Source organism: Cupriavidus necator (assembly GCF_013141915.1).
GTDB classification, from domain to species: Bacteria; Pseudomonadota; Gammaproteobacteria; order Burkholderiales; family Burkholderiaceae; genus Cupriavidus; species Cupriavidus necator_B.
In genome coordinates this window covers 114,198-131,406 of the sequence record NZ_SROX01000010.1, presented here as the reverse complement: position 1 = coordinate 131,406, position 17,209 = coordinate 114,198, and the positions used below count along the sequence as shown (strand labels likewise).

The 17,209-nt window shown below is 67.9% G+C and carries 10 protein-coding genes; all 10 read left to right on the top strand.

Annotation, left to right across the window (positions count from 1 at the left end):
- The first annotated feature begins 69 nt into the window (after positions 1 to 69).
- Positions 70 to 486, top strand: a complete 417-nt coding sequence (locus E5S69_RS19235; protein ID WP_010811262.1) for a F0F1 ATP synthase subunit epsilon — start codon at positions 70 to 72, stop codon at positions 484 to 486.
- Positions 487 to 1,199: 713 nt separating this feature from the next.
- Positions 1,200 to 1,640, top strand: a complete 441-nt coding sequence (locus E5S69_RS19230) for a CoA-binding protein (RefSeq protein ID WP_171516230.1) — start codon at positions 1,200 to 1,202, stop codon at positions 1,638 to 1,640.
- Between the two features lie 55 nt (positions 1,641 to 1,695).
- Positions 1,696 to 2,646 carry an alpha/beta hydrolase gene (locus E5S69_RS19225; RefSeq protein WP_171516229.1) on the top strand — a complete coding sequence of 317 codons (951 nt, stop codon included), beginning with the start codon at positions 1,696 to 1,698 and terminating at the stop codon, positions 2,644 to 2,646.
- 52 nt (positions 2,647 to 2,698) lie between these two features.
- The gene (hemE, locus tag E5S69_RS19220) at positions 2,699 to 3,790 is read left to right on the top strand and encodes a uroporphyrinogen decarboxylase (protein WP_171516228.1); all 1,092 of its coding nucleotides are present in this window, start codon (positions 2,699 to 2,701) and stop codon (positions 3,788 to 3,790) included.
- A 523-nt stretch (positions 3,791 to 4,313) separates the two neighbouring features.
- A complete protein-coding gene (locus E5S69_RS19215) occupies positions 4,314 to 6,626 on the top strand; it encodes a primosomal protein N' (protein ID WP_171516227.1) in 2,313 nt (770 codons plus the stop codon).
- A 193-nt stretch (positions 6,627 to 6,819) separates the two neighbouring features.
- Positions 6,820 to 10,815 (top strand): trifunctional transcriptional regulator/proline dehydrogenase/L-glutamate gamma-semialdehyde dehydrogenase, encoded by a 3,996-nt coding sequence (putA, locus tag E5S69_RS19210; protein ID WP_171516226.1) that lies wholly within the window; start codon positions 6,820 to 6,822, stop codon positions 10,813 to 10,815.
- A 158-nt stretch (positions 10,816 to 10,973) separates the two neighbouring features.
- Positions 10,974 to 12,125 carry a branched-chain amino acid ABC transporter substrate-binding protein gene (locus E5S69_RS19205; protein WP_171516225.1) on the top strand — a complete coding sequence of 384 codons (1,152 nt, stop codon included), beginning with the start codon at positions 10,974 to 10,976 and terminating at the stop codon, positions 12,123 to 12,125.
- A gap of 600 nt (positions 12,126 to 12,725) precedes the next feature.
- A complete protein-coding gene (locus E5S69_RS19200) occupies positions 12,726 to 14,690 on the top strand; it encodes a tetratricopeptide repeat protein (protein WP_171516224.1) in 1,965 nt (654 codons plus the stop codon).
- Between the two features lie 166 nt (positions 14,691 to 14,856).
- Positions 14,857 to 16,083 (top strand): cation:proton antiporter, encoded by a 1,227-nt coding sequence (locus tag E5S69_RS19195; RefSeq protein WP_171516223.1) that lies wholly within the window; start codon positions 14,857 to 14,859, stop codon positions 16,081 to 16,083.
- Positions 16,083 to 17,198, top strand: coding sequence for a YbdK family carboxylate-amine ligase (locus tag E5S69_RS19190; RefSeq protein ID WP_171516222.1), 1,116 nt, complete (start codon positions 16,083 to 16,085; stop codon positions 17,196 to 17,198). The genes E5S69_RS19195 and E5S69_RS19190 overlap by 1 nt, the downstream gene beginning before the upstream one ends.
- Positions 17,199 to 17,209 lie beyond the last annotated feature (11 nt).

The following is a 17,209-nucleotide window of genomic DNA, read 5'->3' as shown; positions in this document are numbered from 1 at the left end:
GGAGCGAAGGCGGACCCGGTTCGGTCCGGGTCTGCCGTGTGAGCGAAGCGATTGGAGAAAGGATCAGATATGGCAACCATTCTTGTAGACGTCGTCAGCGCGGAAGCGTCGATCTTCTCCGGCCAGGCGAAGTTCGTGGCGCTGCCGGGCGAGTCGGGTGAGCTGGGCATTCTGCCCGGACACACGCCGCTGATCACGCGCATCCAGCCGGGTGCGGTGCGCATCGAGAAGGAAGACGGCAGCGAAGAGTTCGTGTTCGTTGCCGGCGGTATTCTCGAAGTGCAGCCCAAGCACGTCACCGTGCTGGCCGACACCGCAATCCGCGGTGGCGACCTGGACGAAGCCAAGGCCCAGGAAGCCAAGCGCGCCGCCGAGGAGCTGATGCAGAACCAGAGCAGCGACCTCGACCTGGCCCGTGCCCAGAGTGAACTGGCCGTGGCAGCCGCACAGCTGGCAGCCATTGCCCGTCTGCGTCGGAAAAAGTAAGTATCAGGCAGGGCTGTCGCATTGTTGTTTTTTCGATGCGACATTTAAAAAAGGCAGCCTCGTGGCTGCCTTTTTTGTGGGCGGGGGATATGCTTTTGACGCGCCTGGACAAAAAAAAGCGCGCGGGCCGGGGAGGCTCCGCGCGGACGGGAAAATCCCTTCGAGGGGTCAATTCGAAGGAACGGGTTCGGTCCAGGTCGACAAGCAAGGCGCAACGGATCTCCACGGATCCGCCTACAGGCCGCAAAGGCCACGCGCTGCAAGGCTCTTCCTGGTGCTCCGGTCCAGCTGCTTTATGCTGGATCGGAAAATCGGGTTACTGCCGGAAAACACTACAAAAAGGCTTTCTTCAGCACGCCCCTTTAGTCTGAACTGCCATTTTCATCGGGGCGCCACGCCCCGAACTGCGGGTGTGTCAATGCATTGTGGGGGAAACTCCCTGGCATGGCAGTAACAAAATGTATCGTTTTGAAAGAAGTTGAAAGCCGGAGCGCATAAAATCCGGCGGGATCGGCATATTCTCGCCCGTTGGCATCACATCATGCGTGCCGAGGTGTTGCGGGATTATCTTTTTATCGGTGGATTCCGTGTTCGTTTCCGCACCAAATCTTGCGTGACAATTGCGGTTACGATTCACTAGGCGCCGGCCTCTGTGGTTATGTCGTTGCGCCCCGCCGTCACCTTTCCTCACAACTCCACACCCCCGAGATGTCATGGCGCCTGAGATGCAGAAAGCCATACCAGCCATGCTGGCCATGAAGACCGTCGCCGTGGTCGGCCTGTCCGACCGTCCTGAGCGGCCCAGCCATGAAGTGGCCGAATTCCTGCAAGGCCACGGCTTCCGCATTGTGCCGGTCAATCCACGCCATGCCGGCGAACGCATCCTTGGCGAAACCTGCCACGCTACGCTGCGCCAGGCCGCCGATGCTGCCGCGGCGGCCGGTGCCCCGATCGAATGGGTCGATATCTTCCGCCGCGCCGAGGAAACCCCGGCTGTGGTCGATGAGGCCATTGCCATTGGCGCGCGCGGGGTCTGGCTCCAGCTTGGCATCGTCAACGACCAGGCGGTGCGCCACGCCACCCGTGCGGGGCTGCTGGCGGTGCAGGACTGTTGCAGCAAAGTCGAACTGACGCGCCAGCTTGGCGGCGGCTGATCCCCGGCGTTTTCGTTTCCTCTGCCCTCCCGATTTCCCCAAACTGCCGCTGACCATGGCCATCGATCCCCAACTGCTTGCCTATTACCGCCGCCTGGCGGAACGCTATGCCGCGGAGCCGGTGCCGGCCGATGTCCCGGCGCAGCGGGCCCGTTTCGCCGAGATCGCCGCCGCCTCGCTGCGGCCTGATCCGGACGGCGTGGTCGTGCAGCAGCTCGCTGTGGCGCTGGCCGGCCGCACGCTCGAGGCGCGGCTGTTCCGCCCGCCCGGCGTGGCCACGCCGCGGCTGGTGGTGTATTTCCACGGCGGCGGCTGGGTGGTCGGCTCGACCCGGACGCACCATACCGTCGCGGCCTTGCTTGCGGCCGATACCGGCTGCGCCGTGGCGAGCGTCGATTACCGCCTGGCACCTGAACATGTCTTCCCGGCGCCTTGCGATGATGCCGCCGAAGCCGTGCTCTGGCTGGCCGGACAGCGCCAGGCGCTGGGACTGGCGCCGGATTTCCTGGCGGTGGCCGGCGACAGCGCCGGGGGCCACCTCGCCGCGCAGGCCGCGCAGCGACTCAATGCCGGCGATGCGGTGCGGGTCGATGCCCAACTGCTGATCTATCCGGTGGCGGCGCCGGTGCTCAGCACCGAAAGCTATCGCGCCTTCGCCGACGGCCCTGGCCTCACGCGTGACGAGATGGCGTGGTTCTGGACCCAGTACATCGGCGCCGAGGCGCTGGCGCTGGGCGCTGCCCACACCGATCCGCGCGTGCACCTGATGGCCGCAGCGCCGGTGCGTCCGCCGGCCACCGTGCTGATGGTGGCCGCCCACGATGTGCTGCGCGACGACGGCCTCGCCTACGCCGACTTCCTGGTGCGCCACGACGCCCCGGTCATCACCATCGAGGCTGGCGGCATGACCCACGGCTTCGCGCGGCTGCAGCCCGAGGCCGAGCGGGCGCGGGAATGGATGCGCCGCGCCGCGTCGGCGTTCGCCGGGATGATCGACGACGTCTGAGCGGCATCCGCGCGTTGCCATCCCTTAGAATGGCGGTCTTACGAGGATGACCATGACCGCACTGCAGAACGATACCTTCCTGCGCGCGCTGCGCCGCCAGCCGACCGAATACACGCCGCTGTGGCTGATGCGCCAGGCAGGCCGCTACCTGCCCGAGTACAACGCCACGCGCGCGCGCGCCGGCAGCTTCCTCGGGCTGGCCAAGAACCCGGCCTACGCCACCGAAGTGACACTGCAGCCGCTGGACCGCTATCCGCTGGACGCGGCGATCCTGTTCTCTGACATCCTCACGGTGCCGGATGCGATGGGCCTGGGCCTGTCGTTCGCGCAGGGCGAAGGCCCGCGCTTCGCGCATCCGCTGCGCACCGAGGCCGACGTGCAGAAGCTGGCCGTGCCCGACATGGCGTCGTTGCAATACGTGTTCGACGCGGTGCGCGAGATCCGCCTCGCGCTGGTGCAGAACGGCCGCCAGCGCGTGCCGCTGATCGGCTTCTCGGGCAGCCCCTGGACCCTGGCCTGCTACATGGTCGAGGGCGGCGGCTCGGACGACTTCCGCACCGTCAAGGCGATGATGTACGGCCGCCCCGACCTGATGCACCGCATCCTCGACATCAATGCGCAGGCGGTCACTGCGTACCTGAACGCGCAGATCGAGGCGGGCGCGCAGGCGGTGATGATTTTCGACACCTGGGGTGGCGCGCTGGCCGACGGCATGTACCAGGCGTTCTCGCTGGCGTATATGCGCCGCGTGCTGGCCGGCCTGAAACGCGAGCACGCCGGGCAGCAAGTGCCGGCGATCGTCTTCACCAAGGGCGGTGGCCTGTGGCTGGAAGCGCTGGCCGACACCGGCGCCGATGCCATCGGGCTGGACTGGACCGTCAACCTGGCCGAGGCGCGCCGGCGTACCGGCGGCCGCGTGGCGCTGCAGGGCAATATCGATCCGACCGTCCTGTTTGCGCCCGAGGCCGCCATCCGCGAGCAGGTGCGTGGCGTACTGGACAGCTATGACGCCGCCGGCGGCAGCGACGGGCACGTGTTCAACCTCGGCCACGGGATTTCGCAGTACACGCCGCCCGAGGCCGTTTCCGTGCTGGTCGACGAAGTGCACCAGCACAGCCGCCAACTGCGCGCGGCAGGGAAGTGACGGCCGCGGTATGCCGGCGACCACGCCAGTGCGGCCGTGCCTCGCGCTGCAACGTTGTGACCGCGCCCGTACCCAGTGCTGCGCGAGCCGCGCGGCCGTACCCTGTCAAGTTAACTTTTTCGCCACGACTCGCCAAAATGGTGCGCGCAATTGACGGGCGGCACTTGACTTATGCACACCGATAGGTTTGCCGCACTGCATGACAGGGTTATTCCCTAACCTATCTGGGGGATGTTTGCAAGCCCTTGATTTTTAAGGCTTTGGAAGTTTTGCAAAGAGGGGGTCGATGCCAGTGGATCCCTTGTTTTTCGGGCCTTCCCGGCCAGGCCAAGCGACTTTTCAACAAAGTTATCCACAGGGGTGCTGGAATTAGTGGAAAACCAGTCATCTATCATCGACTTAGGGCCACATTTGAAGTTTTACTTTAAGTTGGTGTTGCGCTGCACACTAACTTTCCCCCGTTGCCGGACAGGACGTCTGTGGACCAGCGCCTGCTCCACGGCGATGCAATCGCAAGTTGGGCATGCCCGATAGCGGCACGCATCCTCCGCAGCCCGTGGCGCCATCGTCCGGCGCGGCGGCGTCGTCTGCGCCGCCCGTGATCCGGGTTGCACTCGACACGCCCGCCGACGACTGCTTTGACTACCTCGCCATTGCCGACGTCGCGCCAGGCGACCTCGTGGTGGTGCCGTTCGGACGCCGCAGCATGGTGGGGGTGGCGGTGGAATTCGCGCAAGGCTCGCAAGTGCCTGTGGACAAGCTGCGTCCGGTGGCCCAACGGCTTGACTGGCTGGCGCCGCTGCAGCCGGACTGGATCGAGCTGGCAGCCTTTGCCGCACGCTACTACCAGCGCCGGCTCGGTGAAGTGATGCTGCCGGCATTGCCGCCCGCCTTGCGCGAGGCGGAAAGCTGGCCGAACCTGGCGCAGCGTGCCCGCACCGATGAATACCGCGTGCTGCCGGGACAGGCTGACAACTTGCTGGCGGCCGTGCCGCCCCGCGCGCGCAGCGTGCGCGCCCTGGCCCAGGCGCTGGCCGAGCGCGCTTCCGCCGGCGCGCCGCTGTCGCTCGCGCAGGCCCGTGTCCTCTGTGCGGCGGCGCCATCGCGGCTGGCCGAATGGCAGGCCGCCGGCTGGGTCGAGGCAACGCGCACCGCACGCACATTGTTGCCGGTCGATCCCGCCCAGCTGCCAACGGCCGCGCCGCCGCTGCACGACGAGCAGCGCGCCGCGGTGCAGGCAATTGCCGAGGCCGAAGGCTATGCCCCGTTCCTGCTGCACGGCGTGACCGGCAGCGGCAAGACCGAGGTCTACCTGCATGCGATGCAGGCGGTGCTAGAGCACAACCCGCTGGCCCAGGTGCTGATGCTGGTGCCGGAAATCAACCTGACCCCGCAGCTGCAGGCGCGCATTGCCGCGCGCTTCCCGCAGCTGCCGCTCGCGGTGCTGCACAGCGGCCTGGCTGACCAGGAGCGCAGCCTGCAGTGGCTGGCGGCGCATCGTGGCGAGGCCCGCATCGTGCTGGGCACGCGCATGGCGGTGATGGCATCGCTGCCGGCGCTGGCGCTGATCGTGGTCGACGAGGAGCACGACACCTCGTACAAGCAGCAGGAAGGCTTGCGCTACTCTGCACGCGACCTGGCCGTGTGGCGCGCCAAGCAGCGCGGCATCGCGGTGGTGCTGGGCTCGGCGACGCCATCGATGGAAACCTGGTGGCGGGCCGCGCAGGGTACCTACCGCAAGCTGGTGCTGCACCAGCGCGCGCAGGCCGATGCAGCGCTGCCGGCGGTGCGGCTGGTCGACCTGAACCATGAACGCCAGCGCCAGCGTGCCCTGTTCGAGGGCTTGTCCGTGCCGCTGCTGGAGGCCATCGACGCGCGCCTGGCGCGCGGTGAGCAGAGCCTGCTGTTCCTGAATCGCCGCGGCTACGCGCCGGTGATCGCGTGCGACAGCTGCGGCTGGCTGTCGGGCTGCCCGCGCTGCTCGGCATACCTGGTGCTGCACCGGCCCGAGCGGCGCCTGCGCTGCCACCACTGCGGCCTCGAGGCACCGGTGCCGCATCACTGTCCGGACTGCGGCAATGTCGACATCGCGCCGCTTGGCCGCGGCACCCAGCGCATCGAAGAAGCGCTGGCGGCGCGCTTTCCGCAGGCCCGCATTGCCCGTATCGATGCCGACTCCACGCGCCGCAAGGGCAGCGCCCAGGCGATGTTCGACGAGGTCCACGCGGGCGAGGTCGACATCCTGGTGGGCACCCAGATGGTGGCGAAGGGGCATGACTTCCAGCGCGTGACGCTGGTCGGCATCGTCCATCCGGACGCGGCCATGTTCAGCCACGACTTCCGCGCGGCCGAGCACCTGTTTGCGTCGCTGATGCAGGTGGCGGGGCGGGCAGGCCGGGCGGGGCTGCCGGGCGAGGTGCTGATCCAGACCCGCTACCCGGATACCCCGGCATTGCAAGCGCTGACGCGCCATGACTATGATGGATTCGCGGCTAGCCAGTTGCGCGAGCGGCGCCAGGCCGGGTTGCCCCCGTTCTGCTTCCAGGTGCTGGTGACGGCCGAGCACGGGCAGCTGGAACGGGCGCTGCAGTTCCTCGAAGCCGCGCGCCGGCATGCCGAATACTGCACCCTCGCGCAGGAGGTGCAACTGCATGACCCGGTGCCCATGTCGATGGTGCGCGTATTCAATCGGGAGCGTGCGCAGATGCTGGTCGAAGCCACCGCGCGCCCGGTACTGCAAAGGTTTGTCACCGAGTGGGTACCGACTTTCGCGGAAGTAGGCACGCATGTGAAGGGCGTGCGCTGGCAGTTGGAAATCGACCCCCTGCGGATCTAGCGGGTCGATGTGCGGGATACAGGTGCAACCCACACATTAGGGTTTTCGATAGGGTTGCACCCGGTTGCACCTTGGTGATTTTCGGGAGTAAGATCGCGCCAGCTCACAGGCTGCGGCCGGTCGCGCGCCCCTGCCGGTCGGCACGGACGAGGTAGCACCGGCGGCGGCTCCAGTCTTTCGGAGAATTGCCCCAATGGCCACTACCACTCTCGGCGTCAAGCTCGACGACGCCTCGCGCGACCGCCTCAAGCGCGTTGCCCAATCCATCGACCGCACCCCGCACTGGCTGATCAAGCAGGCGATCTTCAGCTACCTAGAGCAGATCGAGCGCGGCCACCTGCCGTACGACACCGGCGCGGGCAGTGCCGAGGCGGAGGGCGCCGACGGCGCCGAGGGGGTCCATGGCGACGGCGCGCCGCAACCCTTCCTGGAGTTCGCACAGAGCATCCAGCCCCAGTCGGTGCTGCGCGCCGCCATCACCTCGGCCTATCGTCGTCCGGAAACGGATTGCGTGCCGGTGCTGCTGGAACAGGCGCGCCTGCCGCAGCAGCAGGCCGAGGCGGCCCTCAAGATGGCCAAGACGCTGGCCACGCGCCTGCGCGAGCAGAAGGTCGGCACCGGCCGGGAAGGACTGGTGCAAGGGTTGATCCAGGAATTCTCGCTGTCGTCGCAGGAGGGCGTGGCGCTGATGTGCCTGGCCGAGGCGCTGCTGCGCATTCCCGACAAGGCCACGCGCGACGCGCTGATCCGCGACAAGATCAGCGGCGCCAACTGGCAGTCGCACCTGGGCCAGAGCCCGTCGCTGTTCGTCAATGCCGCCACCTGGGGCCTGCTGCTGACCGGCAAGCTGGTCGCCACCCATACCGAATCGGGCCTGACCCGCGCGCTGACGCGCATCATCGGCAAGGGCGGCGAGCCGCTGATCCGCAAGGGCGTGGACATGGCGATGCGCCTGATGGGCGAGCAGTTCGTCACCGGCGAGACCATTTCCGAGGCGCTGGCCAACGCGCGCCGCTACGAGGCCGAAGGCTTCCGCTACTCCTACGACATGCTGGGCGAGGCGGCCATGACCGAGGCCGATGCGGCGCGCTACCTGGCGTCGTACGAGCAGGCCATCCACGCCATCGGCCAGGCCTCGCGCGGCCGCGGCATCTACGAGGGCCCGGGCATCTCGATCAAGCTGTCGGCGCTGCACCCGCGCTACAGCCGCGCGCAGCATGAGCGCGTGGTGGGCGAACTGTACGAGCGCCTCAAGTCCTTGACGCTGCTGGCGCGCCAGTACGACATCGGCATCAATATCGACGCCGAGGAAGCCGACCGCCTCGAGATCTCGCTGGACCTGCTCGAGCGCCTGTGCTTCGAGCCCGAGCTGGCCGGCTGGAACGGCATCGGCTTCGTGGTGCAGGGCTACCAGAAGCGCTGCCCGTTCGTGATCGACTACCTGATCGACCTGGCCCGCCGCAGCCGCCATCGCCTGATGATCCGCCTGGTCAAGGGCGCCTACTGGGACAGCGAGATCAAGCGCGCCCAGGTTGAAGGGCTGGAGGGCTATCCGGTCTATACGCGCAAGGTCTACACCGACGTGTCCTATATCGCCTGCGCGCGCAAGCTGCTGTCGGTGCCGGACGCGATCTACCCGCAGTTCGCCACGCACAACGCGCACACGCTGTCGGCCATCTACCAGATTGCCGGCCACAGCTACTACCCGGGCCAGTATGAGTTCCAGTGCCTGCACGGCATGGGCGAGCCGCTGTACGACCAGGTGGTGGGCCCCACCGCCGACGGCAAGTTCAACCGTCCATGCCGCATCTACGCACCGGTCGGCACGCACGAAACGCTGCTGGCCTACCTGGTGCGCCGGCTGCTGGAGAACGGTGCCAACACTTCCTTCGTCAACCGCATCGCCGATGACACCATCTCGCTGGACGAGCTGGTTGCCGACCCGGTGGCCGTGGTCGAGGCGATGCACCGCGACGAAGGCGCGCTCGGCCTCCCGCATCCCCGCATCCCGTCGCCGCGCACGCTGTATGGCAAGAGCCGGCCCAACTCCGCCGGCATCGACCTGGCCAACGAGCATCGCCTGGCGTCGCTGTCGTCGGCCTTGCTGGCAGGCACCAGCGAGCGCCAGGTCGCCGAGCCGATGCTGGGGGCCGCGCTGGTCGCCGATGCGCCGCGCGCGGCCGACGCCATCACCACGCCCGTGCTGAACCCCGCCGACCACCGCGACGTGGTGGGACAAGTCACCGAAGCCAGCCAGGCTGACGTCGACGCCGCGCTGCAGGCCGCGGTCAACGCCGCGCCGATCTGGCAGGCGACGCCGCCGGACGTGCGCGCGGCCGCGCTGGAGCGCGCCGCCGACCTGATGGAAGCCCAGATGCAGTCGCTGATGGGCATCATCATGCGCGAGGCCGGAAAGACCTTCTCCAACGCCATTGCCGAAGTGCGCGAGGCAGTCGACTTCCTGCGCTACTACGCCGCCGAGGTGCGCCGCGGCTTCGACAATGAAACCCACCGCCCGCTGGGGCCGGTGGTCTGCATCAGCCCGTGGAACTTCCCGCTGGCGATCTTCACCGGCCAGGTGGCCGCCGCGCTGGCGGCCGGCAATCCGGTGCTGGCCAAGCCCGCCGAGCAGACCCCGCTGATTGCCGCCGCCGCGGTGAAGCTGCTGCGCGAGGCCGGCGTGCCGGCCGGCGCGGTGCAATTGCTGCCGGGCCGCGGCGAGACCGTCGGCGCGGCGCTGGTGGGCGATGCCCGCGTCAAGGGCGTGATGTTCACCGGCTCGACCGAGGTCGCGCGCATCCTGCAGCGCAACGTGGCCGGGCGCCTGGACGCCGCCGGCCGCCCGATCCCGCTGATCGCCGAGACCGGCGGCCAGAACGCGATGATCGTCGACTCGTCGGCGCTGGCCGAGCAGGTGGTCGGTGACGTGGTCAGCTCCGCCTTCGACTCCGCCGGCCAGCGCTGCTCGGCGCTGCGCGTGCTGTGCCTGCAGGAAGACGTGGCCGACCGCGTGCTGGAAATGCTCAAGGGCGCGATGCAGGAACTGAACATGGGCAACCCGGACCGCCTATCGACCGACGTTGGCCCGGTGATCGACGAAGAGGCGCGTGCCGGCATCGTGCGCCATATCGATGCCATGCGCGCCAAGGGCCGCCGGGTCCACCAGGCCGACCCCAACGCCGCGCAGGGCGCAAGCTGCCGCCATGGCACCTTCGTGCCGCCGACGCTGATCGAGCTGGACAGCATCGAGGAACTCAAGCGCGAGGTCTTCGGCCCGGTGCTGCATGTGGTGCGTTTCCCGCGCACGGCGCTGGACACCATGGTCAGCCAGATCAACGGCACCGGCTATGGCCTGACGCTGGGCATCCATACCCGCATTGACGAGACCATCTCGTTTATCGTCAGCCGCGCCCAGGTGGGCAACCTGTACGTGAACCGCAATATCGTCGGCGCGGTGGTGGGCGTGCAGCCGTTCGGCGGCGAGGCGCTGTCGGGCACCGGCCCCAAGGCGGGCGGCCCGCTCTACCTGCACCGGCTGCTGTCGGTCTGCCCGCAGGACGCCGTGGCGCGCAGCGTGCGCGCGGCCGACGTCAATGCCGGCGCGGGCGGCGCCCAGACGGTGGGGCCGGACGACGAAGCCATGCGGGCCACGGAGGCCTTCCGCGACTGGGCGCGCGCCGAGCTGCCGGAGGTGGCGGCCGCGTGCGAGCGCTTCGCCGAGGCTTCCGCCTCGGGCCTGGCGGTGACGCTGGCGGGTCCCACCGGCGAGCGCAACACCTACACCCTGCTGGCGCGCGAACGCGTGCTGTGCCTGTCCGCGCAGGAGTCCGACCTGGCCCTGCAACTGGGCGCCGTGCTGACGGTGGGCGCCGAGGCGGTATGGCTGGAAAACCCTGTCAGCCGGGGGCTGTTTGCGCGCCTGCCCAAGGGCGTACAATCGCGCGTCCGCATGGTGGCCGACTGGACCGCGGCGGACACGGCAATCGATGCGGTGCTGCACCACGGCGATTCGGACCAGCTGCGCACGGTCTGCGAACAGGTGGCCGCGCGTCCTGGTCCGATCATCGGCGTGCAGGGCCTGGCGCAGGGTGAACGCAATATCGCGCTCGACCGCCTGCTGATCGAGCGCTCGCTCTCGGTCAACACCGCGGCCGCGGGCGGCAATGCCAGTTTGATGACGATCGGCTGAGGCGACCCTCGGACGGCGTCATGTCGAAGCGCGCGGCGGCGGCGGCGATCCTGCCCCGTTGCGCATATAAAGCATGGCGCGGCACTGCCAGGCCGCGCCGCGATACCACTGCCGGCAACGGCACCACATCGGCACCATTTGGGACCCAAGGAGATCTGATGAGCTCGACATTCCACAAGACGGCAATGACCGTTGCCCTGACCCTGGCTGGCCTGACCGCCGCCTCCGCCGCGTTCGCGCAGGCCCAGGAAATCAAGCTGGGCTTCGCCGGCCCGATGACCGGCGGCCAGGCGCAGTACGGCAAGGACATGCAGAACGGCATCGTCCTCGCGATCGAGGACATGAACGCCACCAAGCCCAAGATTGGCGGCAAGGAAGTCAAGTTCGTGCTGGTCTCCGAAGACGACCAGGCCGATCCCAAGACCGGCTCGGTGGTGGCGCAGAAGCTGGTGGATAACGGCATCCAGGGCATGCTGGGCCATTTCAATTCCGGCACCACGATCCCGGCGTCGATGGTCTACAACCGCGCCGGCATCCCGCAGATCGCCATGGCGACCGCGCCGGAATACACCAAGCAGGGCTTCAAGACCACGTTCCGCATGATGACTTCCGACACCCAGCAGGGTTCGGTGATCGGCGCCTTCGTGGTGAAGAAGCTGGGTGCGAAGAACATCGCCATCGTCGATGACCGCACCGCCTACGGCCAGGGCCTGGCCGACGAGTTCGAGAAGGCCGCCAAGGCCGCCGGCGGCAAGATCGTGCGCCGCGAGTTCACCAATGACAAGGCGGTGGACTTCAAGGCCGTGCTGACCAACATCAAGCGCAGCAACCCGGACATCATCTTCTACGGTGGCGCCGAGACCCAGTCCGCGCCCATGGCCAAGCAAGTCAAGGAACTGGGCATGAAGGCCCCGCTGGTATCGGGTGAAATGTCCAAGACCGACAACTTCCTGAAGCTCGCCGGCCCGGCCGCCGAGGGCACCGTGGTGTCGCTGGCCGGCCTGCCGCTGGACCAGATGCCCGGCGGCACCGCGTACGAGAAGAAGTACGAGAAGCGCTTCGGCTCGAAGGTACAGACCTACTCGCCGTACGCCTACGACGGCGCCACGGCGATGATGACGGCCATGGTCAAGGCCGGTTCGACCGATCCGGCGCGCTACCTGCCGGTACTGGCCGCGACCAATATGCAGGGCGTGACCACCAAGACGCTGGCGTATGACGCGCGTGGCGACCTGAAGGATGGCGGCATCACCGTCTATAAGGTGGTGGGCGGCAAGTGGACGGTGCTGGAGACGGTGGGCGGGAAGTAAGCCATCGGTCTGGCAGTTCTGCCTGCAGGAAAAACGCCATCCTCCCGGATGGCGTTTTTTTTGGCAGACACGGTTGATGCGAAGCACCTGACCGGGGGTCATGGGGCTGGCGTAAGCGAGCGCTTGGTCAGTTTTGCCCGGATATCCGCAACGATGCCGCTCGCCACGGCAGTATCCCCGGTCGCGGATGCAAACCGGTCTAATCGCTGAAGCGCGTCGCTCGCTATGCCGCGTTCAGTGAGGACTTGCATCACGGGTTCTGACATCGGTGAGGCCGCAACGGCTACGATGGCGCGCGGATCCGCATCCGGAAGCATGACCATCGCGGCAAGCAGGTTTGGTACCGGTTTCATTGGCATTAATTGTGCCGTTCGACCTCGCTGTGCCCAACCGAGGCAATACCGAGTTTCCGTGGCCGAATTCCTGAATTCGGGCCGAGTATTCCGAGCGTAGTGGCGAGTCTTCCGAGCGCAGTGGAAGGCACGGCGCCACGTTGGAGATCGAGAGAAACCTAACGCATCGCGATCGATGCATGACGTCCATGCGTGCCATTGGCGCATAATCCCGCACTCGCACTTTTTTAATCCATAGGAGCAGTACGTGTCCGAGCAGGAAGCCAGCTACGACCACGCCATCGGGCTAGCCAACCAGGGGCGCTTCGCCGAAGCGCTGCAGATTGCCGACCAGTTGTCGCTGGCGCGCCCCGAGGTGGTGGATTTCGTCATGCTGCGGGCGCGGCTGCACTTTGACAATGGCGACGCCGCCGCCGCGCTGGCGGTACTGGACGAGGCGCTGGCGCGGCTCGACACGCTGCCCTTGCAGCCGCCGCACCGCTGGGTCTCGCGCGGGGTGATCGCGCACCGCTACGGTGCCATGCTGATGAGCCTGGGCCGCGATGCCGAAGCCCGCCCGTGGCTGCATGAGGCCGCGCAGCGCAGCGGCCTGCTGACCGGCGAATGGGCCGCGCATTTCCACGCCGGCCTGGCCGCGCTGCGGCAGGGCGAGATGGCCGCCGCCGCGCGCTACTGGTACGACCTGATGGTGCGCAACCCGGACTTGGGCGCGGACGACATCGCGCCGCTGTTGACGGACTACATCGCCCGCACCGAGGCCGCCGGCGTGCCGGCGGAGCCGCTGATGCGCGTCTGCCTGGGCCGCGTCGCGCTGGACAACCCGCATCTGCTCGAGCTCGATGCCGAAGCGGGCGATGCCGTCGCGGCCGACCAGGCCGCGCGCGTGCTGGCCGAGCACCCCGACCACCCGGAGGCGCGCCGGCTGCGTGCGCCGTTGCGCCATGGCGTCGGTGACGTGCAGGGCGCGCTCGAAGATCTCGGCGTCTACCTGCGCCAGGTCCCCGACCCGCAGAGCCAGGTACGCGAACTGGCCTGGCGCCACCAGCTGGCGCAGCGCGGTGACGCCACCGCCACGGTCGATGCCGAGCCATGGCTGCGCTTCACGCTGACCGACCAGTCCGACGACGGCGCCGGCTACTACCGCGCCGCGATGGCGCTGGGCGAATTCATCGACGACGTGCCGGCCGCCGAGGCCGCGCTGCGCCCGCAGCTGGTCCAGGCCGGGCGCGCGGGGGTGGCGCGCTTCGACCAGTACTTTGCCACTGGCCAGGGCGATGCCGCCGGCCATGGTGGCAATGCCGACCCTCACGTCTATTCGCTGCTGTGCCGGCTGCTGGCGCGCAGCCTGCCGGCCGACGCCGCGCATGCGGACGAGCGCATTGCGCTGCACCGCCAGGGCATGGCCGCCAGCGAGTTCATCGAGCACTGGATCGACCTGCTCGATTGCCACGCCGATGCCGGCCAGCACCAGCAGGTGGCCGAGCTGGCCGGAGAGGTGCTCAACCGCTACCCGCTCGAGCGCAACCCGGCCGACGTGACCTGGGCCTTCAGCCGCATGATCGCCGCCTGGAGGGCCATGGGCGGCGCCGAGCCGAGCGAGGCGGCGCGGGCCGCGATGGCGCACATGGATGCGCGCCTGGACGCGCTGCCGGTCGAAGCCCGCAGCGAGGCCGCGCACCCGATGGCGCATGCGCGTGCGCACTACGCCGCGCTGCTGCAGGCACAGATGGCCGGCATGGACGAGCACGACCGCACCGATGCGCTGGCCGAAATCGAGGCCCAGCAGCGCCGCGCGCTGCTGGTGGAAGACGCGTGGCTGTACAACCGCTTTGGCCAGGTCTGGCGCGACTTGGGCGAGCCCGAGCGCGCGCTGCCGCTGTTCGAGCAGGCCGTGGCGCTGACCGAGGGCGATCCGCTGGACCAGTCCGGCCCGCGCGTGCAGCGGGGCCTGGTGCACAACGCCGCGCGCCGCCACGATGCCGCGCTGGCGGACTTCGTCGCCGCCTTCGCCGCGCGTGACGACTGGGACCCCGAGGTGTACCTGCGCGCGGTGCAGTCCGCACTGGGGCAGGGGCAGCGCGAAGCCGCTCTGGGCTACTTTGACAAGGCGCGTGCCCGCGGTGCCGCGCAGGGCGCCACGCGCACCCTGTATGGGCAGGTCGAGGCGGCGCTGAAGGCCACTCGCCCGGTGTGGAAGATGTGGGGCGTCTGAAACGTCTCTTGCGGCTCCGGAAACCGCTGCAGATGTAAGGAGTGTAAAAAACGCCATCGGTAGATGGCGTTTTTTACGTGCAGATAGACGAAATACGGCGCGTGTTTGGTGCGGTGTCGGACAATCACTGACAGGGATTGTGAAGTGCTTACATTACCATGTCGCCATGAATGGACTGAGCCAACTTTTTCCAAGCCTTCCGCTCGCCCCCGGCGGCCTGTTCTGGGTCGGGCTGGCCCTGGTCGGCGCCGGCCTGGCCGGCGAGGTGAGCCGGCGCTGGCTGCGCTGCCCGCGCATTGTCGGGTACGCTGCGGCGGGGCTGTGCGCGGGCATGCTGGGCCGCAGCATCGTCGACGAGAACATGATCAGCCAGACCCGTATCCTGATCGATATGGCGCTGGCATTGGCTTTGTTCGAACTCGGCCATCGCCTCTCGCTGACCTGGCTGCGCGCGAACCGCTGGCTGCTGCTGACCAGTGCCTTTGAAAGCCTGCTGACCTGGGGGCTGGTGGCGGCGGTGCTGCAGTGGATCGGCGCCTCGCCCGGCGTGGCGATCCTGGCCGGAGGGATCGCCGTCAGCACTTCGCCCACCATCGTGCTGCAGCTCAAGAACGAACTGCGCGCGGACGGGCAGGTCACCGAGCGGCTGATGGCCATGGCCGCGCTCAACAGCATCTACGCCGCCGCCATCGTGCAGGTCGCCACCGGCTGGCTGCATTCGGAATATGGCAACCTGGGTGCCGCGCTGCTGCACCCGCTGTACCTGCTGGTGGGCTCGTGCCTGCTGGCCTGGGTGGTGGGCAAGCTCGGCCACGCCATTTACGACCGCATGTCGGCCGACGACCACTACAGCTTCCTGGTGCTGGTGGGCCTGGTGCTGTTCACGCTGGCGCTGACCCGGGTACTAAAATTGTCGATGCCGCTGACGCTGATGCTGGCCGGGGTGGTGTTCAAGCACCAGGACCACCAGCCGCACGTGTGGCCGCCGCATTTCGGCAGCGCCGGCAGCCTGCTGATCATCGTGATGGTGGTGTCGCTGGGGCTGCCGCTGACGGCGCAGGACTGGGCGGTGGGCGGCGTCTACGCCATTGCGCTGGTGGTGCTGCGCCACGTCGCCAAGCTGGCCGGCGTAGTCTCGCTGGGCTCGTTCTCGGGCCTGAGCCTGCGCCAGTGCATGGCGCTGGGGCTGGCGCTGGCGCCGATGTCGGGCCTGGCCTACCTGCTGATGCACGACGTGGCGCGCCTCTACCCGGGCACCGGGCAACCGCTGGCCGCCATCATCCTGTGCGCGCTGGCCATCGAACAACTTTTCGGCCCCGTGATCGCGGCCTGGGCGCTGCGCTACGCAGGCGAAGTCCGCGTCGATAGCCGGGTCAATGGAGGAGGGCGCTGATGTCGCTCGAACCGTTCAAGCAATCCGAGGCGCTGACCTTCGGCGTCGAGCTGGAGCTGCAGCTGGTCAACCGGCATGACTATGACCTGGCCCCGTTCGCGCCCGACCTGCTGCGCGCGCTCAAGGGCGCCGAGCATGCCGGCGACATCAAGCCGGAGATCAGCCCGTCGATGATCGAGATCAGCACCGGCATCTGCCACAGCTACCAGCAGGCGCTGCAGGAACTGACCGTGATGCGCGATTTGATGGTGGCGGCGTCGCACTCGCTGAATCTGGGCATAGCCGGCGGCGGCACGCACCCGTTCCAGCAGTGGTCCGACCGCACCATCTCCGATTCGCCGCGCTACCAGTACATCTCGGAGCTGTACGGCTACCTGGCCAAGCAGTTCACCGTGTTCGGCCAGCATGTGCATATCGGCTGCCCCAGCGCCGACGAGTCGCTGTTCCTGCTGCATGCGATCGGCCGCTATGTGCCGCACTTTGTCGCGCTGGCGGCCTCGTCGCCTTATGTGCAGGGCGTCGATACCGGCTTTGCCTCGGCGCGGCTGAACTCGGTCGCGGCCTTCCCGATGAGCGGGCGCGCGCCGTTCCTGCTGACGTGGGATGCCTTTACCGCGTACTTCGAGAAGATGCGCAATACCGGCGTGATCGAAAGCATGAAGGACTTCTACTGGGATATCCGGCCCAAGCCGGAGTTCGGCACCATCGAGGTCCGCGTGATGGACACGCCGCTGACGGTGCAGCGCGCCTGCGATATCGCCGCGTATATCCAGATGCTGGCGCGCTACCTGCTGCTGTCGCGCCCCTTCATGCCCCAGGAAGACGATTACCTGGTCTACACCTTCAACCGCTTCCAGGCCTGCCGCTTCGGGCTCGAGGGCGAGTACGTGCACCCCAACGAACTGACCCGCATGCCGATCGCGGACCATATCCTGTCGATCTGCGACGCGCTGGTGCCGCATGCCGAGGCGCTCGGCTCGCTGGAGGCGCTGGCCAATATCCGCGCGCTCGCCGGGGGCCGCGACGGCGATGCCCGCTGGCTGCGCCAGGTCGACGCGGAGGCGCGCAGCCAGCGCGAGACCGTGCGCAAGGCGTGCGACCGCTGGGCCGCCTGAGCCAGTAGTAG